This window comes from Roseobacter weihaiensis, assembly GCF_020622345.1.
Lineage (GTDB): Bacteria > Pseudomonadota > Alphaproteobacteria > Rhodobacterales > Rhodobacteraceae > Roseobacter > Roseobacter weihaiensis.
In genome coordinates, this window is sequence record NZ_JACNMO010000001.1 from 275,821 (window position 1) to 295,572 (window position 19,752).

At 61.9% G+C, this 19,752-nt stretch carries 19 protein-coding genes and 1 pseudogene; 7 read left to right on the forward strand and 13 right to left on the reverse strand.

The genetic code is table 11. The features are described 5' to 3' along the window. Window positions 1-69: 69 nt before the first annotated feature. A complete protein-coding gene (locus H7847_RS01470; protein ID WP_227267607.1) occupies window positions 70-1,719 on the reverse strand; it encodes an electron transfer flavoprotein-ubiquinone oxidoreductase in 1,650 nt (549 codons plus the stop codon). 163 nt (window positions 1,720-1,882) lie between these two features. Then, entirely contained in the window at window positions 1,883-2,332 is a 450-nt protein-coding gene (soxR, locus tag H7847_RS01475) for a redox-sensitive transcriptional activator SoxR (RefSeq protein ID WP_227267608.1), read from the reverse strand. A 75-nt stretch (window positions 2,333-2,407) separates the two neighbouring features. Here soxR and H7847_RS01480 point away from each other — a divergent pair, with 75 nt between their 5' ends. The 3 genes from H7847_RS01480 to H7847_RS01490 all read left to right on the forward strand — a co-directional run bounded on the left by H7847_RS01480 (window position 2,408) and on the right by H7847_RS01490 (window position 4,468). Then, window positions 2,408-2,788 (forward strand): VOC family protein, encoded by a 381-nt coding sequence (locus tag H7847_RS01480; protein WP_227267609.1) that lies wholly within the window; start codon window positions 2,408-2,410, stop codon window positions 2,786-2,788. Window positions 2,789-2,939: 151 nt separating this feature from the next. Then, window positions 2,940-3,410: a transcription elongation factor GreA gene (gene greA / locus H7847_RS01485; protein WP_227267610.1), complete on the forward strand. Its 471-nt coding sequence runs from the start codon at window positions 2,940-2,942 to the stop codon at window positions 3,408-3,410. Window positions 3,411-3,424: 14 nt separating this feature from the next. Further along, a complete protein-coding gene (locus H7847_RS01490) occupies window positions 3,425-4,468 on the forward strand; it encodes a hypothetical protein (RefSeq protein WP_227267611.1) in 1,044 nt (347 codons plus the stop codon). A 6-nt stretch (window positions 4,469-4,474) separates the two neighbouring features. On the opposite strand, the gene H7847_RS01495 is transcribed toward H7847_RS01490, so the two are convergent. From H7847_RS01495 to H7847_RS01510, 4 genes and pseudogenes are all read right to left on the reverse strand, one after another. Beyond that, the gene (locus H7847_RS01495; RefSeq protein WP_227267759.1) at window positions 4,475-6,526 is read right to left on the reverse strand and encodes a molybdopterin-binding protein; all 2,052 of its coding nucleotides are present in this window, start codon (window positions 6,524-6,526) and stop codon (window positions 4,475-4,477) included. A 20-nt stretch (window positions 6,527-6,546) separates the two neighbouring features. Continuing rightward, window positions 6,547-7,038, reverse strand: coding sequence for a molybdopterin-guanine dinucleotide biosynthesis protein B (gene mobB, locus H7847_RS01500; RefSeq protein ID WP_227267612.1), 492 nt, complete (start codon window positions 7,036-7,038; stop codon window positions 6,547-6,549). Further along, a complete protein-coding gene (mobA, locus tag H7847_RS01505; protein ID WP_227267613.1) occupies window positions 7,035-7,643 on the reverse strand; it encodes a molybdenum cofactor guanylyltransferase MobA in 609 nt (202 codons plus the stop codon). The genes mobB and mobA overlap by 4 nt, the downstream gene beginning before the upstream one ends. After that, window positions 7,640-8,516, reverse strand: a pseudogene (locus tag H7847_RS01510) (formate dehydrogenase accessory sulfurtransferase FdhD). The gene mobA and the pseudogene H7847_RS01510 overlap by 4 nt, the downstream one beginning before the upstream one ends. Window positions 8,517-8,565: 49 nt before the next feature. Here H7847_RS01510 and H7847_RS01515 point away from each other — a divergent pair. Together H7847_RS01515 and H7847_RS01520 are read left to right on the forward strand one after the other, a co-directional pair. Beyond that, the gene (locus tag H7847_RS01515; RefSeq protein ID WP_227267760.1) at window positions 8,566-9,297 is read left to right on the forward strand and encodes an AzlC family ABC transporter permease; all 732 of its coding nucleotides are present in this window, start codon (window positions 8,566-8,568) and stop codon (window positions 9,295-9,297) included. Next, on the forward strand, window positions 9,294-9,620 hold the full coding sequence (locus H7847_RS01520; protein ID WP_227267614.1) for an AzlD domain-containing protein: 327 nt from the start codon (window positions 9,294-9,296) through the stop codon (window positions 9,618-9,620). Before H7847_RS01515 ends, H7847_RS01520 begins: the two co-directional genes overlap by 4 nt. Window positions 9,621-9,628: 8 nt before the next feature. Here H7847_RS01520 and H7847_RS01525 read toward each other — a convergent pair whose 3' ends face one another. The 5 genes from H7847_RS01525 to H7847_RS01545 form a co-directional block, all read right to left on the reverse strand. Continuing rightward, entirely contained in the window at window positions 9,629-10,225 is a 597-nt protein-coding gene (locus H7847_RS01525) for a hypothetical protein (protein ID WP_227267615.1), read from the reverse strand. Window positions 10,226-10,250: 25 nt separating this feature from the next. After that, a complete protein-coding gene (locus H7847_RS01530; RefSeq protein WP_227267616.1) occupies window positions 10,251-10,385 on the reverse strand; it encodes an aa3-type cytochrome c oxidase subunit IV in 135 nt (44 codons plus the stop codon). Between the two features lie 145 nt (window positions 10,386-10,530). After that, the gene (locus H7847_RS01535; RefSeq protein WP_227267617.1) at window positions 10,531-10,992 is read right to left on the reverse strand and encodes a DUF6173 family protein; all 462 of its coding nucleotides are present in this window, start codon (window positions 10,990-10,992) and stop codon (window positions 10,531-10,533) included. Window positions 10,993-10,995: 3 nt separating this feature from the next. Next, the gene (locus H7847_RS01540; RefSeq protein ID WP_227267618.1) at window positions 10,996-12,042 is read right to left on the reverse strand and encodes an MBL fold metallo-hydrolase; all 1,047 of its coding nucleotides are present in this window, start codon (window positions 12,040-12,042) and stop codon (window positions 10,996-10,998) included. Further along, window positions 12,042-13,760: an acyl-CoA dehydrogenase gene (locus tag H7847_RS01545; protein ID WP_227267619.1), complete on the reverse strand. Its 1,719-nt coding sequence runs from the start codon at window positions 13,758-13,760 to the stop codon at window positions 12,042-12,044. The genes H7847_RS01540 and H7847_RS01545 overlap by 1 nt, the downstream gene beginning before the upstream one ends. A 125-nt stretch (window positions 13,761-13,885) precedes the next feature. On the opposite strand from H7847_RS01545, the gene H7847_RS01550 reads away from it, so the two are divergent. Continuing rightward, window positions 13,886-14,824, forward strand: a complete 939-nt coding sequence (locus H7847_RS01550; protein ID WP_227267620.1) for an L-threonylcarbamoyladenylate synthase — start codon at window positions 13,886-13,888, stop codon at window positions 14,822-14,824. Window positions 14,825-14,844: 20 nt separating this feature from the next. Here the strand turns inward: H7847_RS01550 and H7847_RS01555 are convergent, their stop codons facing one another. Beyond that, entirely contained in the window at window positions 14,845-15,399 is a 555-nt protein-coding gene (locus tag H7847_RS01555) for a YqgE/AlgH family protein (protein ID WP_227267761.1), read from the reverse strand. A 147-nt stretch (window positions 15,400-15,546) separates the two neighbouring features. On the opposite strand from H7847_RS01555, the gene H7847_RS01560 reads away from it, so the two are divergent. After that, on the forward strand, window positions 15,547-16,353 hold the full coding sequence (locus tag H7847_RS01560) for a protein-disulfide reductase DsbD domain-containing protein (RefSeq protein WP_227267621.1): 807 nt from the start codon (window positions 15,547-15,549) through the stop codon (window positions 16,351-16,353). Here the strand turns inward: H7847_RS01560 and H7847_RS01565 are convergent. Continuing rightward, window positions 16,350-19,751 carry an efflux RND transporter permease subunit gene (locus tag H7847_RS01565; protein WP_227267622.1) on the reverse strand — a complete coding sequence of 1,134 codons (3,402 nt, stop codon included), beginning with the start codon at window positions 19,749-19,751 and terminating at the stop codon, window positions 16,350-16,352. The two genes, H7847_RS01560 and H7847_RS01565, sit on opposite strands and share 4 nt — an antisense overlap. Window position 19,752: the final 1 nt, after the last annotated feature.

The window sequence follows — 19,752 nt, forward strand, 5'->3', positions numbered from 1 at the left end:
ATGGTCCATAATCCGCGGCTGCCTTCACGTGATTTTCATCGGGACGGCGCCCAATAGGGCAGGCAGAACCTACATGTTGGGGTAGTTTGGCCCATCCCCACCCTGCGGCGTTGTCCAGACGATATTCTGTGCGGGGTCCTTGATGTCACAGGTCTTGCAATGCACGCAGTTCTGGAAATTGATGACAAACCGCGTGTCCTTACCCTCCTCCTCCACAAACTCATACACGCCCGCCGGGCAATAACGCGCCGAAGGGCCTGCATAGATTGGCAGGTTCTGGGCCACCGGAACTGCAGCATCCTTGAGCGTCAGATGCGCAGGCTGGCTTTCCTCGTGGTTGGTGAAGGAAAACGCCACATTGGTCAACCGGTCAAACGACAGCTTGCCATCCGGTTTCGGATAATCGATGGGCTTGTGATCTGCCGCTTTCTCGGTCGCCTCGGCGTCCGATTTGCCGTGCTTCATCGTGCCCAGAAGCGAGAAGCCAACCGAATTGGTCCACATGTCGATACCACCCATGAAAAGGCTGGCCATAAGTCCATGCTTTGACCACAAAGGTTTGACATTGCGGACCTTTTTCAGATCAGAGCCGATGGCACCGGTGCGCACTTCGGTCTCGTAGGCTGTCAGCTCATCGCCTGCCCGGTTGTCCGAGATCGCGGCGAACGCGGCTTCGGCAGCGGCCTTGCCCGAGAGCATCGCGTTGTGGTTGCCCTTGATGCGCGGCACGTTCACCATGCCCACCGAACAGCCCAGCAGGGCCACACCGGGGGCCACCATTTTTGGCATCGACTGATAGCCACCTTCGCTGATCGCCCGCGCGCCGTAAGCCACGCGCTTGCCGCCCTCCAGCAGGTCCGCCACCATCGGATGATGCTTGAAGCGCTGGAATTCCATATAGGGGAAAAGATGCGGGTTCTTGTAGTTCAGATGCACCACAAACCCCACATAGACCTGATTGTTTTCAAGATGATAGATAAAAGAGCCGCCCCCCGCATTGCCGCCCAGGGGCCAGCCCATGGTATGCGTGACCGTGCCTTCGCGGTGCTTGTTGGGGTCGATCTCCCAGATTTCCTTCATGCCGAGTCCGTATTTCTGTGGCTCATGCCCGTCCGACAGGCTGAACTTTTCGATGACCTGCTTTGACAGCGACCCGCGCACACCCTCCGAGAGGAAAACATATTTGCCGTGCAACTCCATGCCGGGCTCATAGGCATCGCCATGGGTCCCGTCGGGGTTCTTGCCGAATTCACCGGCCACGACCCCTTTCACCTCACCCTTGTCACCGTAGACCAGCTCCGAGCAGGACATGCCGGGAAAGATTTCGACGCCCAGCTCTTCGGCCTGCTCGGCCATCCAACGGCACACATTGCCCATGGACACGATGTAATTGCCGTGATTGTTCATCAGCGGCGGCATGGGAAAATTCGGAATCCGCAGCTTGCCCGCCTCGCCCAGCATAAAGAAGTTATCTTCTCGCACCGGCACGTTGAGCGGCGCGCCCTTTTGCTTCCAATCAGGGATCAAGGCATCCAGACCAACGGGATCAAGAACGGCACCAGACAGGATGTGTGCGCCCACTTCGGAGCCTTTTTCCAGCACCACGACGTTGCACTCTGCATCCAGTTGCTTGAGCCGGATCGCCGCGGAAAGACCCGCAGGCCCCGCCCCCACGATGACCACATCATATTCCATTGCCTCACGTTGCGTGTCAGTCATGGAAACTCCCCTTGTCAAATCCCGGTGCAATTCACTGCATATATTTAAGCTTCAAAGCTGGCTAAACCACGTGATGCGTCAATGCAATCACTACACCGCGTCAAAATGTAACTTTGATCTCACGTGAAAAGCTCCGGTGATCCTGATGCTCAAAAACCCACCATCACGGTCGATCCCCCATCAGATAACGCGGGCCAGCCCCCTTGCGCGCGGCGGTGTCGACCGGATTGTAAAGCGCGCAACTGGGCAGGCTGAGGCAGCCGCATCCGATACATCCATCCAGATTGTCCCGCAGGCGTGTCAGGGTTTCTATCTTGTCATCGAGGGCGGCGCGAAATCCGATGCTGATCTTGGCCCAGTCTGCCTTGGTCGGTGTCCGCCCACCCGGCAGCCGGTCAAGCTCTGCCTTGATTTGCGGCAGGCTGAACCCGAACTGCTGGGCAATCATCACAAAGCTCAATCGCCGCAGGTCAGAGCGCGCAAACCTTCGCTGCCCGCCCGGATTGCGCCAGGGCCGGATCAGCCCCTGCGCTTCGTAATACCGGATCGCCGAGACGGCGAGCCCGGTGCGGGCGGCCAATGCCCCGATGGATAGCCCTTCAGACACCTTCATTAAAAAAACCCTTGACCTAAAGTTAGGTTTAGAAATTACGATAGCTGTGATCTTGCAAATGTGAAAGGAAAAACCATGACCGCACTGCTGGAACACGCCAACGTCACAGTGAGCAATGCAAACCGGACAGCGCAATGGATGTCCGAGCTTTTTGGCTGGCACATTCGCTGGCAGGGGCCCGCAATTGACGGCGGTCGCTCTTTGCACATCGGCACGGACAGCCAGTACCTCGCGCTCTACCAGCCCGCACGGACGGTTGCGGCCAAATCATCCACCTATCACACTGCCGGGGGGCTCAATCACATCGCCATCGTGGTTGACGATATTGACGCGTTGGAAAAGCAGGTCACCGCCGCAGGGTTCACCGCTGTCAACCATGCGGATTATGAACCGGGACGCCGATTTTACTTCCACGATCATGACGACATCGAATATGAAGTGGTGCAATACGACTGACCGTTTTTCCGGCTGAAAACAGCCGTTTTGGGTATAAAGGACGCCGCAGAGCCTCTTGCAATCCCCCCCGCGTTTAGGTCAGGTAGTGGCTATTCGACACCTGCGGCCCCCGGTTCTGCCGGCGGGCCGCGTCAATTCGTGGATGACGCCAATGGACAAGATACCCATGACCCGCAAGGGCCACTCCGATCTGGAAGCAGAATTGAAACAGCTGAAATCCGTGGAACGTCCGGCGATCATCAAGGCTATTGCAGAGGCGCGCGAACATGGCGACCTGTCGGAGAATGCCGAATATCACTCCGCCCGTGAAAAACAGTCCTTTATCGAAGGACGGATCAAGGAACTCGAAGGCGTTTTGGGGCTGGCCGAGGTCATAGACCCGTCAAAGATGTCCGGGACGATCAAATTCGGGGCCACTGTAACGCTGATTGACGAAGACACCGAGGACGAGAAAACCTGGCAAATCGTGGGCGAACACGAGGCGAATATCGAAAACGGGCTGCTCAACATCAAATCCCCCATCGCCCGCGCGCTGATCGGGAAAGATGAGGGCGACAGCGTCGAGGTGCGCACGCCCGGAGGCGAGAAATCCTACGAGGTTCTCAAGATCGTCTACAACTGACGGAAATTGCGGACATGGCCGAGACCACAGAAGAGACCGACGCAGGACCCGCAAGCTCGCGGCCCACGCCGCTTGGCATCTACGATCAGCCGAAGACCGAGGCGATCACCAGCATCGAGGTCATTGCCATCGCGGTGTCAGCCGTCTGGCTGATCGGGGCTGCAGTGTTTTTCCTGATGCTCCCCTCCGAAGCCTCCGAAGGGGGTCAGGGCGCGGACGCATTGCGGTTTTTGATGACTTTGATGGCGATCTTCATGCCGATCGGGATGATCTGGGTCGCCGCGACCGCTGCGCGGGCCTCCAAGATCATGCGCGAAGAAAGCCAGCGGCTGCAGACGTCGATTGACGCGATCCGGCACGCCTACATTGCTCAGAACCAAAGCGGCACGATTGGGGCCGAACCCAACTCCGTGTCCCGAAAGCTGGATGAGATCGCGGCAGCCACCCGCAAGACCGAAACGGCGCTGGCCACCTTTTCATCCCGGCGCGAGCACGAACAGGCAAGCGCACCAGCGCCCGCCACCGCAGCAACGGCGGACGACCAGCCCGCCCTTGCCCTTGGCACGCAGGCACAAGACCTGGCCCCACCGGTGGCCACCGAAGACTTCATCCGCGCGCTGAATTTTCCCGAGACCGCCGAGGACGAACAGGGGTTCGCCGCCCTGCGCCGCGCGCTCAAGGACCGGTCGTCCGCCCAGTTGGTTCAGGCCGCGCAAGACGTGCTGACCCTGCTCAGTCAGGACGGTATCTATATGGACGATTTGCTGCCGGACCGCGCGCGGCCCGAGATCTGGCGTCATTTCGGGCAAGGCCTGCGCGGCAGGCCGATTGCCGCCTTGGGCGGCATCCGCGACCGGTCATCTCTGGCGCTCACCTCCGGGCGGATGAAACAGGACCCGATCTTTAGGGACGCCGCACACCATTTTCTGCGGCTCTTTGACAAGACCTTTGCCGCCTTCGAAACCCGCGCAACCGACGGTGAAATCGCCGCTCTGGCTGAAACGCGCACGGCACGGGCTTTCATGCTGTTGGGGCGCGTGGCCGGGACCTTTGACTGACGCCCGCTAGAGCCCGAAGCTGCCAAAAGGCAAATAGCGGACCGGGTCGCCCGGTACGATTTGTGCCGCCTCATGCGGCAGCTCCACCAACCCATCGGCCCAGGAAAGCCCGGAGATACGGCCCGACCCCTCTGAGGCAAAGACCTCTGCCGCACCGTTACGGAGACGCGCGCGCAGGAACTCGGATCGGCCCGGTTTCTTGTTTTTCGAAAACGCCGCCGGGACCATAAAGGCCTGCGGCTCCGGCCAGGTTTCGCCCGCCAGCTGCGCCAGAGCGGGGCGGGCAAAGATCAGCGCGCAAACCATGGCAGCCACCGGATTGCCCGGCAACCCGAAGACCGGTGCGCCCTTCCAAATCCCCAGTGCCAGCGGTCTGCCGGGTTTGACCGCGATGCGCCACAGTGTCATGCGGCCTGCGTCTTTCAACAGCGCAGAGACGTGATCTTCATCCCCTGCCGACGCACCGCCGCTGGTCAGAATGACCTGGGCTTTGCCGGCCGCGTCGGACAGGGTCTGCGCCAGCGCGGTCCGGTCGTCGGGCGCAATCCCCATGTCCACCGGCACATGGCCAAAGCGGCGGATCATTTCCAGTAACATCGGCCGGTTCGCATCAAATATCTGGCCGTCCCGCGCCGCCTGCCCTGCCGGCACCAGTTCCGCGCCGGTCGAGACAACCGCAACGCGCAAAGGCCGGTGGACCGGCACATCGGTCACGCCGGTGGCAGACAACAACGCGATTTCCGGCGCGCCGATACGCACGCCCTTGTCCAGCACCACTGTGCCAGCGACAGCGTCTTCGCCAGCGGCGCGCGCGTTCGCCCCTTGCTTTACGGGGCCGCGAAAGGCGATCTGCCCCGCGTTGAGGGTGACGTCTTCCTGCAAGACCACCGTATCGACCCCGTCGGGCAGCGCCGCACCCGTCAACACGCGCATCGCATGGCCGTCCGGCAAAACCTGCGGCGCATCCCCCGCCGCGGCCCGCATCTGCGCCACTGGCAGGACATGCACCCCTTCGCCGCGCCCCCCGGCAAAGCCATACCCGTCCACGGCGGTGTTGGGCAGGGGCGGGTTACTGCGCTGCGCCACCACGTCCCGAGCGGCCACATGGCCGACGGCCGCGGCAACCGGCAGATCAGTCACCTCTGCGACCGGGGACAACCCTGCCTTGAGGTGCGCCAGCGCCTCGGCCACCGGGGTCCAGTCGACCCCCGGCGGCAAGGCAAAACAATTGTTGGACAGAAGTGGAGGCTGCGCTGCGGCATGGCGCAACGCGTCCTCATGCCCCAACCCGAAAATCCAGCCTTCTTCAGGCGCCTCGACGGTGAGCATGACCTGCAGTTTCTCTGGCGAGAGGGAAGAGACCGTGCGCGCGACCTCCTCAACCTGCCAGGCGTCCTTGATCCGGCCCTCAGGGCCCGCACCCAGGGTCAGCGAGGGCCAGATTTCCACGAACGCCACATCGCCCGAGAGTGGCTCGAAGGGCCAGACCCTTACCCCGAAACGGCGGCGCAACCGGGCCAAGACCGGCAGCCCCATAAAGACCTGAGAGCCGACCGCACCAGCCCCCGCCATCTGCCAGCAGGTAAAGGCCCCCTTGGCCAGTTTTTCGGCCGCGCGCCGCTCCGGAAAGGGGTTGGCATAGTCGGTTTTTGTGCGCCCCAGCCCCTCGATATCCCGGTTTTGCAGCCCATTAGCCCAGAAAGGCCCCTTGCCGCCAAACATCAGGTTGATCTCGGCGGCCAGATCAAAGCGATTGTTGGTGTCTGGCGCGTCCTTGATCCGCGCCTCGAACCAGTCCCAGAGGGCAAAGGGGTTGGCCTTGCCGGTCAACGCCCCGGCAAAGCCCTGCGGATAACCGAAGGGGAAGTCGAAACCCGCCAGAACCCGGCGGCCCGCTGCACGCTCTGCCGCGATGAGCTTGGCCAACCAGTCCTCGGCCACCTGCCGGTTGCGCAGATACTGCGGCTCTTCGGCCCGGCCCGCGCGGGCAACGCAGGCCCAGATGGCATCCTTCTTGGGCCGCAGACCACGGTCGTTGCCGCCAGACCAATCGACCATGACAACCGTGTCGAACCGTGTCACAACCCGACCTCTGCCAGAATAAAATCGGCAATGGCCGACGTATCATCAAGATCGAAGACGGGGCGGTCGAGCGAGAGTGCCGCGTTACTTGCGACGGCCTTGATTGTCGGGTCGCCCGGCGCAATCAGGGCGTTGCCGGTTTCTGCGCGGAACGCTTCGACCTTGGGGTGGGCGTCGCGTTTGTAACCTTCGATCAGCACCAGATCGACGGGGCTGAGCTTTGCCAGCAAACTCTCCAGCGACGGCTCCTCCGCCTCGCGCAATTCGTGCATCAGGGCAAACCGTTTGCGCGACGCCAGCAGAACCTCCGTCGCGCCCGCGGTGCGGTGCCGGTGGCTGTCCTTGCCGGGCTGGTCCACGTCAAAGACGTGATGGGCATGCTTCACCGTGGAGACGGTCAGCCCCCGGCGGCAGATCTCTGACACCAACCGTTCCATCAGACCGGTCTTGCCCGCGTTTTTCCATCCGACAACACCAAAGAGCCTCATAGCAGGGTCTCCGCCCGCGCCAGATCCTCCGGCGTGTTGACGTTGAAAAAGGGATCGAAGGTGGTGACGGGAAAGACCGCTTCGCGCCCGCCATGCCGATCCGTCCAAAGCACGACCTTGCGCAGCCCCTCCGCCAAAGCGGCGCGCAGGTCCTCGCGCAGAGCCACGGGCCAGAGGCCAAAGGTCGGATGGCGCAGGTGCCCGCGTTTGTCGCCCGGTGTGGCGGCCAACACAAGTGGCTCTGACATCTCCTCCCCCGCGAGCAACAGCCGGGGCACAAGATCCGCCGGGAAAAACGGGGTGTCCGCGGCGGCCGTGACAATCGTATCCGCCCCTTGCCCCGCAGCCCAATCGAGGCCTGCCAGAACCCCCGCAAGAGGCCCCACGAACCCTTCGACGCTGTCGCGGAGCACGGGCAGCCCCAGATGCCCAAACCGTTCCGGATCCCCATTGGCATTCAATGCAAGGCCTGCGACCTGCGGGGCCAGCCGGTCGATCACATGCGACAACAGCGTGCCGGGTCCAAGCGGCAACAGTCCCTTGTCGCCGCCACCCATACGGGTTGCCTGGCCACCGGCCAGGATCACCCCCAGGGGCTGTTTCATGCAGCCCCCTTGCGGCCCGCGCGGCGGGGCTCTGTCGGGGTCGGCGTCGCGGATCAACCGCGCTTCACCGCTCAGGCAGACAAAACGCTGCCCCTTCATCCGCCCGATCAGGGTCAGGCCGACCTCGCGGGCAATCTCGACACCCCAGGCCGTAAAGCCGGAGCGCGACACCAGCACCGGAATGCCCATCATCGCAGTTTTAATCACCATCTCCGAGGTCAGCCGACCCGTGGTGTAGAGCAGCTTGTCCGCCGCCGCCACCTTTTCGGACAGCATCCAGCCTGCGATCTTGTCAACAGCATTGTGGCGGCCGACGTCTTCCATGTAGACAAGCGGGCGCGCCTCCTGACACAGCACGGTCCCGTGAATGGCACCCGCCTCCAGATAGAGCGACGGCGTGCGGTTGATCCGCGCGCTCAGCGTATAGAGCCAGGACGTGCGGACCGGCGTCTGCGGCAGAGACACCTCTTGCAGGCCGTCCATCATATCGCCGAAAACGGTCCCGACCGCGCAGCCACTGGTGCGGGTTTTCTTGCGCATCTTCTCTTCGTAGTCGGTCTTGCGGGCGGTGCGTACGATGACGGTTTCCAGCTCTTCATCATAGTCGATACCGGTGATTTCATCCTCAGCGCTCAGCATACCCTGATTGCGCAGAAACCCCAGCGCCAGATAGTCCGGGTAGTCGCCGATGGTCATGGCGGTGACGACTTCCTGTGCGTTCAGGAAAATGGTCAGCGGGCGCTCTTCGACAACACGCGCCGTGACCTCGGCCCCGGCCTGATCAGTCCCCACGATGGGCCGCGTCAGCCGCGCCGCCGTCGGATCAGGCGCGATCAGATAATCGCTCACATCATCAAGCCTGGCCAATTGCATCCCTCCGATGGCTGCGCTACGTGTTTTGCATCTCGTTATAAAGCATCCGATGCCCGCCACCACACCCAAAACACAAACCCCCCGTTCTGCCTTCTGGAAGGGGGTCAAAGACGGTGGCCCCTTCGTCCTCGTGGTCGGTCCGTTTGCGCTGCTCTTTGGCGTGCTGGCCACTGAGGCTGGGCTGAACGTCTTTGAAACACTTGCTTTTTCGATTGCCGTGATCGCCGGAGCCGCCCAGTTCACAGCCTTGCAGTTGCTGGTTGAAGACACGCCGACCGTGATTGTTCTGGCCTCGGCGCTGGCGGTGAACCTGCGCATGGCGATGTATTCAGCCTCGCTGACGCCCTATCTGGGCGCGGCTCCCCTGTGGCAGCGCGCGATGGCGGCCTATTTTACCCTCGATCAGTCCTATGCCTGCTCGATCATGCAGTTCGAGGCAAAACCACAAATGACCGTTCCCGCGCGTATGGCCTACTTTTTTGGCACCGTCGCGCCTGTGGCCCCCGCCTGGTACGTCTTTACCTTTGTGGGGGCGGCGATCGGAACACGGGTGCCCGAAAGCTGGGCGCTTGATTTTGCGCTCCCGATCACCTTTCTGGCGTTGCTGGCGCCGATGTTGCGTACCCCTGCGCATCTGATCGCGGCCTTTGTGTCGATTGTGGTCAGCCTGCTGGCAGCGGGTGTTCCCTATTCGCTCGGCCTGCTGATCGCGGGTGTGATCGCGATGATGGCAGGTGCGCAGGCCGAAGTGATCATTGAGCGCCGAAAGGCCGGATCATGATCGAGACATACAAGCTCTGGATCGTCATCATCGGGTTGGGGGTGGGCAGCTACCTGTTGCGCTTTGCCTTTATCGGCTTCGTGGGCAACCGCCCGATCCCCGATTGGATGCGCCGCCATCTGCGCTACACGGCAGTCGCAATTCTGCCCGCACTCGTGGCCCCCCAGGTGGCCTGGCCCGCCGCAACCGGTGGAGACCTGGACCTGCCGCGCCTTGCCGCAGCCACGGCGACACTCGCCGTCGGTTTGGTGACACGGAATGTCTTTGCCGCCATTTTTGCCGGTGCCGGAACGCTTTACCTGCTGTTGTTCATGCTCGCCTGAGCAGGGGTCTAAATCTCGGCCGCGACCACCCCATCCAACACGTCACCTTCGTCGTTTTCATAGTATTTTTCGGTCACGACACCGGACCGTGTCGCGACCTGCTCCATCAGGTTGACCGGAAAGAAGGTCACCCGGATGTCTTCGAATCCGGGTATCTGCCGCATCAGCGATGAGGTGGCGTTCGTGCAGAACGCGCTGCCGACAGGGCCGTTTGACTGCACCAGTTGCAACGCAATTTCCGCCTGCTGCGCCGAAACTTCGATCTCTTGCGTGACAACGTGAAAAGTGCTGCGCGCATGGGCACTCTTATAGGCTTTGACCCACCCCGGCGATATACCGTAGAGCACATCGCCCCGTTCTTTCACACGCGCATGTTTGAAAGACCCTGCGGGGTCAAAAATGACCTGTTGGCTGCCGGAGACGATAAGCGCGGTATGCGCCCCCGCACCCGAAGTGTTGTTCACAACCGTCACGAGGGTCAGTTTGGGCACCCCCTCTGGCACGTAGGCCGCAGCACGCGCCTGCGCCACACTCACATCATCGGCGGAGCGTACGGCACATCCGGCAAGGGCCGCTAACATGGCCAGAATAAGGAAAAAACGCATCAAAGGGAGCTGAGCAACTTCACCCTCAGGTGATAAAGATCGCCATCAGGATGATCAGTACGATAATCGCGATAACCGTACGCATGGTCCACCGCATGAAACCGTCAAAGGTCTTTTCTTGCGCTTTGACGTCCATATCACCGTGTTTGTGTTCTGCCATTGCCGCAGGTCCTTTTCTTGCACGTGGTCTTAGCCCTAATGGATTCGGCTGCCCATGTCACGTCATCGCATTGCACCTGCTACCAAATAACTCAATGCGTATCATGTTACAGATGACAGGAGGCTTGCCGCCGCCCCCTTTCAGATCAGCTCTCCGTGTCCAGATCCTGCGCAAGACGAAACCCGATCCGCGTCGGTTCCGGCTTTTCGGCAGGCTTTGCAGTGGCGCGCAGCAGCACGTTCAGCTGACTGACATGCTGTATCATCTGCGTGCGGCTGCCGGTCCCGTCGATCCCGTAAAACGTCACGATGTCCGGATCGAAATACCCCATGCCCTCGATGCGCAGCACGCCCGCATCGCCACCGGTAAACCCCATGGCGACCTCTTGCGTACTGTCGAGCTGTTCCTCGAAGTTTTTCAGGTACAGGATAATCCGCTCATAGGCCCACTGTGCGGGCGATTTCTCCTTGGCCGGATCAGGCCGCATGGATTTGGGCAGCGGTTGCGCCCCGGCGTTTTTCGTCTTGGGGTCCGCATGCACCTCATGAAGCCCGGCCAGCGCGGCCGCCTCGACGGCTTCGGCAGCTGTCTCTATGCTCTCGCCCATCGCTTACTCCTTGCGTTGGTAGACCCAAGCACCATCGCGTCCCCTGTCCCGTGTCGCAAGCCCCGCCTGGTAAAGGTGGCTGAGATGTGCCACCGCCTCGACCAGGGCCAGACCATATTCCGCCTCGCCGATGGACCGCTTGAAGAGCGGGGCAAAACACTCCCCCGCAGATTTTGGCGTGTCGATGAAGGCCAACAGCCTTTTCAGCGCACCATGATGGTTCTCGATCAGCTGGCGCAGGCGCATGGGCAGGCCGGTAAACGGCAGCTTGTGTCCCCCGAGTACCAGATGATCGGCGCGCGCGAGACCGGCAAAGCGCTCGCAGCTTTCCAGCCAGTCGCCAATCGGATCGGCCATCGGCTCGGTCGCATAAACGCCGATGTTCGGACTGATCGACGGCAGGATCTGATCGCCCGCCAGCACCAGATTGTCATCGCGGCTCCAAAAGGTGGCATGTTCGGGCGCATGCCCGTTCCCGGTGTGTATGTCCCAGGTGCGGCCGCCCATCGCGATGCTGTCCCCCTGACGCAGGCGGGTATATCCCAGCGGCATCGGCGCCACCATATCGGCGAAATTGAACGGGCGCTCGTCCCGGCGGCGGGCCAGGACATCCGCCGCCATGCCCGCGCTTTGATAGAAGGCGATCGTTTCGGGCGCGGGACGTTCCTGGTCGTCGAGGGTCAGCATCCGTGCAAAAAGCCAGGCCGTGCGGGTTGTGAGCAGTTCCGCCCCGAACTCGGCCTGCAGCCAGCCGGCCAGCCCGACGTGATCGGGGTGATGGTGAGTGACAATGACCCGCTCGACCGGACGGCGCTGCAAAGGCCCCTGCATCAACGTTTTCCAGATCGCCCTCGTCCGTTTTGAGGCAAAGCCGGTATCGATCACCGTCCAGCCGGTGCCCTCGTCAAGCGCGTAGATATTGACGTGATCCAGCTTCATCGGGAGCGGCAGGCGCATCCACAGCACACCGGGTGCCACCTCGATAGCCTCCCCTTCGGCCGGGGCCGTGTCCCAGGGATATCTCAGGCCTTCGGGAGGTTGGTCTTTCATTACGCCGCCAGCTCATCTGGGCTCAGGCTGTACAAATCCTCCGCGCCGGCCTGGGCATGAACCAGCAATGCCGCATGTTCCGGCAGAAGACGCAGGATATAGGACCGTGCAAGGGCTTCGCGCGCTGTCCCCGGTGCCACAATCGCGGCTTTCAGATGCAGATAACCACCCAGAATGCGGGCAAAAGCGCGCAGATAGGGGGCGGCTCCGGCAAACCGCACCGTCATGTCCTCCTGTGCGGCAACCCACTCAGTCCCTTCGCGCAGACTCTCCGTGGCTTGCCAGAGCGGCTCTGCGAGATCCGGGAACATGTCTTTGGCCGTTTCCGCGAAAGCTTCGATTTCGTCCAGCAGGCGGTGGGCGGCCTCGCCCCCGTCCATCATTTTCCGCCCGACCAGATCCATCGCCTGAATACCATTGGTACCTTCGTAGATTGCGGTCACGCGCACGTCCCGACTGAATTGCGCGGCCCCCGTCTCTTCGATAAAACCCATGCCGCCATGCACCTGTACCCCCAACTCGGACACTGCGATGCCCGTCTCGCTGCCAAAAGCCTTTGCAATGGGCGTCAGCAGGGCCGCCCGCGCCTGCCAGTCCAAACTGCCGGTTGCGCGCGCCATATCAATCGCCACCGCACAGCTCAGCCCGATACTGCGGGCGGCAAATATATCCGCCTTCATCGTCGTGAGCATGCGCCGTACATCGGCGTGATCAATGATCGCCCCCGTGACCGTACCTTCCGGAGCCGTACGGCCCTGCTTGCGGTCCATCGCATAGGCCAGCGCGTGCTGATAGGCAGCCTCGGCCACGCCCGTGCCTTGCGCACCGACCCCCAGACGAGCGTTATTCATCATCGTGAACATCGCGGCCATGCCACCCTGCTTTTCACCCACCAGCCAACCCGTAGCTCCGTCATACTGCATCACCGCGGTGGGGGAGCCGTGCAGACCCAGCTTGTGTTCCAGGCTGACCACCTTGACGGTATTGGCCGGACCGAGGGTGCCATCGGGGTTGGGCAGACGCTTGGGCACCAGAAACAGGCTGATGCCTTTGGTCCCCAGCGGTGCACCGGGCAGGCGGGCGAGGACAAGGTGGCAGATGTTGTCCGTCACGTCGTGATCGCCCCAGCTGATATAGATTTTCTGGCCCGTGATCGCATAGGTCCCGTCGCCCTTGTCTTCCGCCTTGGTGCTCAACGCTCCAACATCGGACCCGGCCTGTGGTTCGGTCAGGTTCATCGTGGCGCTCCACTCCCCTGAAATCAGCCTGGGCAGATAAAGATCCTTGATCTCATCGCTGGCGTGGTGTTCCAACGCCTCGATCTGGCCCTGGCTCATCAGCGGGGCGATCTGAAGCGAGAGGCAAGCCCCGCTCATCATTTCATTCACGGCACTGGCAACGGTGATCGGCAATCCCAGGCCGCCATAAGCGGGGTCGGCAGACATGCCGACCCAACCGCCCTCAGCGATCGCCTTCCACCCGGCATCAAAGCCGGGCGAGGTGCGGACCACCCCGTTTTCGAGGGTCGCAGGATGCAGATCACCGATCCGGTGCAAAGGGGCCAACACCTCGTCACAGAGCTTGCCCGCCTCGGTCAGGATCGCCCGTGTCAGGTCACGGCTGGCGTCGGCAAACCGGTCAGTCTGGCGCAGTTGTTCCACCCCGACCACATGTTCGATCAGAAAGGAAAAGTCATCGACCGGCGCATGGTAAGGCATTTCAAACTCCCCCTGAATACGGGCATCGCCTTGGCAAGGGCGGCCACAGCTTGTAGATGCTGACGCACAGCATGGGGTGCAATACCCCGCTCAGCAACAAAAACGCGGCGTCACAGGTTCCCACGATGGCTCAAGACCCTCTGATTTTGTCGGCACAGCCTGCCGGCATCCAAAAGGCAGCGGCCCTTTTGGCGCAGGGGGCGCTGGTCGCATTCCCAACCGAAACAGTCTACGGTCTTGGGGCGGATGCGCGCAACGGGCGGGCGGTGGCCGCGATCTTTGAAGCCAAGGGACGGCCCAGTTTCAACCCGCTGATCGTGCATGTACCAAACGTCGAAGCCGCCAAAGCTCTTTGCATCTGGTCGGACGCCGCGGAAGGCCTGGCCATGCATTTCTGGCCCGGCCCGCTCAGCATGGTGCTGCCGCTGCGCGCAGATCATGGCCTGTCGTCGCTGGTGACCGCAGGCTTGCCGACCGTGGCATTACGCGTGCCCGCCCACCCGGCGGCACAGGCCCTCTTGCAGCGTTTTGCCGGGCCGGTGGCTGCGCCTTCCGCCAACCCCTCGGGGCGCATCAGCCCGACGACGGCAGCGCATGTGCAAGAAGACCTTGGGTCAAAGGTGGCGGCCATCATCGATGACGGCCCCTGCCCCGTCGGGCTGGAGAGTACGATCGTGGGGCTCGATGGTGTCCCGCGTCTGCTGAGACCCGGCGGTGTCCCTGCAGAGGACATTCAGGCGGCCCTGGGCGCTGACCTTCTGGCATCAGAAGATGGCATTGTCTCTGCACCAGGGCAATTGTTGTCACACTATGCACCCCGCGCCGCGGTCCGGCTGAATGCAGCGCAAAAGACCCCTGATGAGGTGTTTCTGGGATTTGGCGATATTGCCTGCGATCTCAACCTGTCACCCTCGGCTGACCTGAAAGAGGCCGCCGCGAACCTGTTTGAGTATCTGCACCGGTTGGACCGGACCGGCCGGCCAATTGCCGTTGCGCCGGTGCCCGCGCGGGGTCTTGGCACTGCAATCAATGATCGTCTCAGGCGTGCCGCCGCCCCGCGGTGACGCCATACCAGCGGTGGGGGTCAGGCGTTCCCTGCCGTCGGGGACAGGCCCAACGGGTCCACGCCCAGGCTTTCCAGAGCCGCCGACCATTTCTGTGCCGCGGGCACCTGAAAGATCAGGTTGGCGGCGGCATCAGCGGTCAACCAGCCGTTCTGTGCGATCTCGCTCTCAAGCTGGCCGGGCCCCCAGCCTGCGTATCCCAACATCATGAGCGCATGCTCAGGGCCCTTTCCGGCGGCGATCTCCTCCAGGATATCCAGGGTTGCGGTCATGCCGAACGCATTGCCCACCTTCAGCGTGTGCAGGCTGGAGAGATAATCAATCGAGTGCAGAACGAATCCCCGACCGGTTTCAACCGGTCCGCCGAAATGCACCGGCATCTCGCTCGTTTCGCCGGACGCGGAGATATCAAGCTGGTCCAGTACATCGCTCATGCGGATCTCTTTATTGGGCTTGTTCACAATCAGACCCATGGCGCCCTTTTCGGAATGCGCACAGAGCAGCACCACGGAATGCTCGAACCGCGGATCCCCCATGGAGGGCATTGCCACCAGCAGTTTACCTTCCAGATCCAATACCATTTCCCCGGAACACTGATTGTTAGGCCTTCGAGCATGGCGCGCCCGCAGGTCGGGCGCAAGGCTAAAGCCACAGCATCGGTCGAAACATGCCTGACCGGATCGTGACTTGGCTTTTGCGGGAACCTGTCGCATAGAAATACCATGAGAAAACTGCTTTGCTCCGCTGCCCTCTGCACCTCTTTCAGCCTGCCTGTTGTCGCACAGGACCATTTTGAAATGCCGGTGACGGCAGATGTCCTGCCCGGCTGGGTCCAGGCTGACGGCAGCCGGATGGCCGCCTTGCGACTGACACTGGCACCGGGTTGGAAGACCTATTGGCGCGCGCCCGGAGACGCTGGCATTCCGCCGCAATTTGACTGGTCCCGGTCGAAAAACCTTGAGGCGACGTCCATCAGCTGGCCGGCCCCCAAGGTCTTTGACCAGAATGGCATGCGCTCGGTCGGATATGAGGACACGCTGGTGATCCCGGTACGCATCGATCCTGCGCGCGACGGAGAACCGATACACCTGCGCGCAAAAATGGCCCTCGGGATCTGTTCGGATATCTGCATCCCGCATGAGCTTGAATTTGATGCAGAGATCGACGGCGACACGCTGACGCCGACACCGGCGATTGCCGCCGCCCTTGCGCAGCGGCCCTACAGCGCCTCTGAGGCTGGCGTCCGGGCCGCCGAGTGCAACATCAGCCCGACCGCAGATGGTCTGCAGATTGAGGCGCGCGTGACGATGCCCTCGGCAGGGGGCAAGGAATATGTCGTGATCGAACCGGGCCTCGGTGATATCTGGGTCAGTGAAGCCAAGACCAAACGAGAAGGCGGCGCGGTGATTGCGACCTCCGAGATGATCAACGTTCAGGGCGGGCCTATTGCGCTCGATCGCTCGGCGATCCGGATCACGGTGCTGGGCAGCAAACATGCGGTCGATATTCGGGGCTGTTCGTCGCGCTAGGTTTCCGATGCCCGCTGCCAGATGAGTGTCACAGCGGCGAAGCCGATATAGGCCACAAAGGTCAAGACCGCACACCCGGCGATAAAGAGCCCCAGCGATGCAGGCAGGGCCGATCCTTGGGCAAAGACCGGGAACACCGCTGCCAGGGGCCCGAAAAGGCTGCCGTGCCAGATGGCCCACCCCAGTGTCGCCGCCCCCCAGCCCAGGATAACAACCCAAAGCAGCACAAACCCTGACCGCAGGGCCGGTACCGGAGATTTTACCGCCCGGCGCATGGCGGCCATCTGCCGGGCAATGTCATGCTGCACGGCAACCAGCGCAGGCACCACCAGCAAGACCAGCACCATTCCGAAACCCAAACCATAGACCAGCGTTATGACCGTCGGCTTGAGGAACTGCGCCTGCCGGCTTCCCTCGTAAAGCAAGGGCGCCATCCCGATGACAGTGGTCATTGTCGTCAGCATGACCGGCCGCAAGCGGTCGGTGGCGCCATCTATGATCGAGGGGATCAGCCCACGGTCCTTGGCGTATTCGTCAATGGTGGTGATCAATACGATAGAATCGTTGATGATGATCCCCGTCATTCCCAACAGCCCCACCACGGTGAACATGCTCAGCGGAATGTCCCAGACCGCGTGGCCATAAATGGTCCCCACCAGTCCGAACGGGATGATGGCCATCACAACCGCCGGTCGGGTCCAACTCGCAAAGACCCATGCCAGAACCAGATAAATACCTGCCAGACAGAGAATAAACCCTGTCAGCGCATTGGTGAGAAAATCGCTTTCCTGCTCTGCCAGACCGGCCAGTTCCCACTCGACCTGATGGGTACTGGCGATATCCGGCAGAATCTCCTCGCGCAGGCTCGTCTCGATCTCGGTTGCGCGCACGGGATCATCTTCAGATATATCGCCCGTGACGGAAATCACCCGCACCCCGTTCTCCCGCCGGACGGTACTGAACCCGATGCGACGCTCGACACTGACGATGTCCGCCAGCGGCACATAGGCCCCCGTGGGGCTGCGCATCTGCGTGCGCTCCAGAAAGTCCGCCGTCAGCTCCCCGTCGGGCAACTCCACCCGGATTTCGGCGCTGCGCGGGCCATCGGGATAGGTCGCAGCCTCGATCCCGCCCAGCCGGTTGCGCAGACTGCGGCCCAGGTCATCGATCTTGAAGCCCAGCGCCTGTCCCTGCGGGGTGAGGTCGAGGATCAGTTCCTCCTTGTCGTACGCAAGGTTGTCTTCAACGGCGCTCACTTCGGGATACCGCAGCAACGCGTCCTGCAGGTCCAGACTGGCGGCTTTCAACTCTTCGGTCTCTGCCCCGAAAAACCGAACGCTGAGCGCGTCACCACCGGGCCCCGAGCGCCAACCCCGAAAGCTCAAAGCCTCAACAAGCGGATGATTTTGCACCGTTTCCTGAAGGTCTCCGACAAAGGCAAAGCTGGAATAGGGGCGCTCTTCGGCATCGATCAACTCGATCAGGATACCGCCCAAAAGATCGATGTCCTTGTTTTCCGAGCCGCTGAGCCCACGGCCCACATCGCCCCCGGTAACGGTCATCACATAATCAAGCGGATTACGACCATAGCGCACCTCGTATTCGGCAGCCAGTGCTTCGGTTGCGCGCCGCATTTCGCGCATCATCTCCAGCGTGTCTTCGCGTGTGGCACTTTCGACCATCGCGAAATTCCCGGTGATCGAACCGCGTTCCGGGGCATTGAAAAACCGCCACTGCACATCGCCGCGCACAAAAAGGGCAATCTGGCTGGCCAGCACTACAACAACCCCGGACAGCACAACATAGCGCCCCGCAATCACCCCGGCCATGAAGGGACGAAAGAGCGTTTCCCGCACCCACCGGAAACCCTTGTTGACCTGCCGGCTCGGCCAGTCATACCAAGGCTCCCTCGCTTTTGCGGCCAAGGCGTGGGCCATATGGTGCGGCAGGATCAGAAAGCATTCGATCAACGAGGCGATCAGCACCGCGATGACGGTGATGGGAATGCTTTGGATGAGGGTGCCAAACCGTCCTTCGATCACCGCCAGCCCGAAAAACGCAATGACCGTAGTCAGGGTCGCTGCCAGAACAGGCATGGCCATGCGTCGCGCTGCGTTCTCTGCGGCCTGCATGGGGTGTTCGTTGAAATGGCGCGCGCGGTGATCTGCGTGTTCCGCGACAACGATCGCGTCATCCACGACAATCCCCAAGGTAATGATCAACCCAAAGAGCGAGATCATGTTCAGCGTCTGACCACCGGCATACATGATCGCGATGGCGGCCAGCATCGCCACCGGAATACCGGCTGCGACCCAAAAGGCGGTGCGCGCGTTCAAAAACAGGAACAAAAGGCAGATCACAAGGCCAAGGCCCATCAGGCCGTTGCTGACCAGAATGCTGAGCCTGCTTGAAATCGCTTCTGCCCGCATCCGGATCAGATCGACCGTCACACCGGCTGGCAGGGTTGCCTGAAGGTCTTGCGCCACCTCTTCCACGCTGCGCTGGATTTCGATGGCGTCGCCCCGGGCCGAGCGGTCGACCCGCATCGAGATTGCGGGGTTGTCGCCCATGAAATAACTGCGCTCACGGTCTGCGCCTGCTCGGCTGACGGTGGCGAGGTCGCCAATGGTCAGCTTGGAGCCATCCGGGTTGGACCGTAAAACAATCGCCGCAATCTGGTCCGGGTCGCGTTTCTCGGACCCGGTACGGACCCGCGCATTGGCCCCCGAGACATCGCCCGCGGGATCGGTATCAACCTCTGCGGCCACGGCGGCGGCAATCTCTGCCATCGTGATATCATTGGCGATCAGTTGAGCCGAGGGCACCTCGACCAGCGTCTGAGGGGCTGCAACGCCGCTGAGGGTGGTCCGGGTCACGCCCGCGGCAAACAGCCGGATCACCAGCTCATCCGCATAGAGCCCAAGCTGCTCAGGGCTCACAGACCCGCTGATGACGACATCCGTCACCCTGTTGCCCCACGAAGAGCGCCGCACGCGAGGGTCTTCCGCATCTTCGGGCAGATCTGTGACCGCATCCACCGCATTCTGCACATCGTCTGCGGCGCGCGACATGTCCCAGTTGGCCTCAAAACTCACGGTGATCGTGCCGCTGCCTTCACCGGCATTGGCCGAGGTCGTCTCAACCCCGTCGATCGCCAGCAAGCCCGGTTCAAGCAGCTGTATGATGGCGCGGTCAATATCATCAGCCCCCGCCCCCTCCCACTCCGTGGTGACGCTGATGCTGTCCAGCACGATATCGGGAAAGAACTGTGTGCGCATATTAGGCACAGCAGCCAGGCCCAGCAGGATCAATACAACAAACAGCAGATTGGCCAGGGTGCGGTGTCGGGCAAAATATGAAAGCAGGCCACCTGCTGGCGCGGGGATGTCGCGTACCATC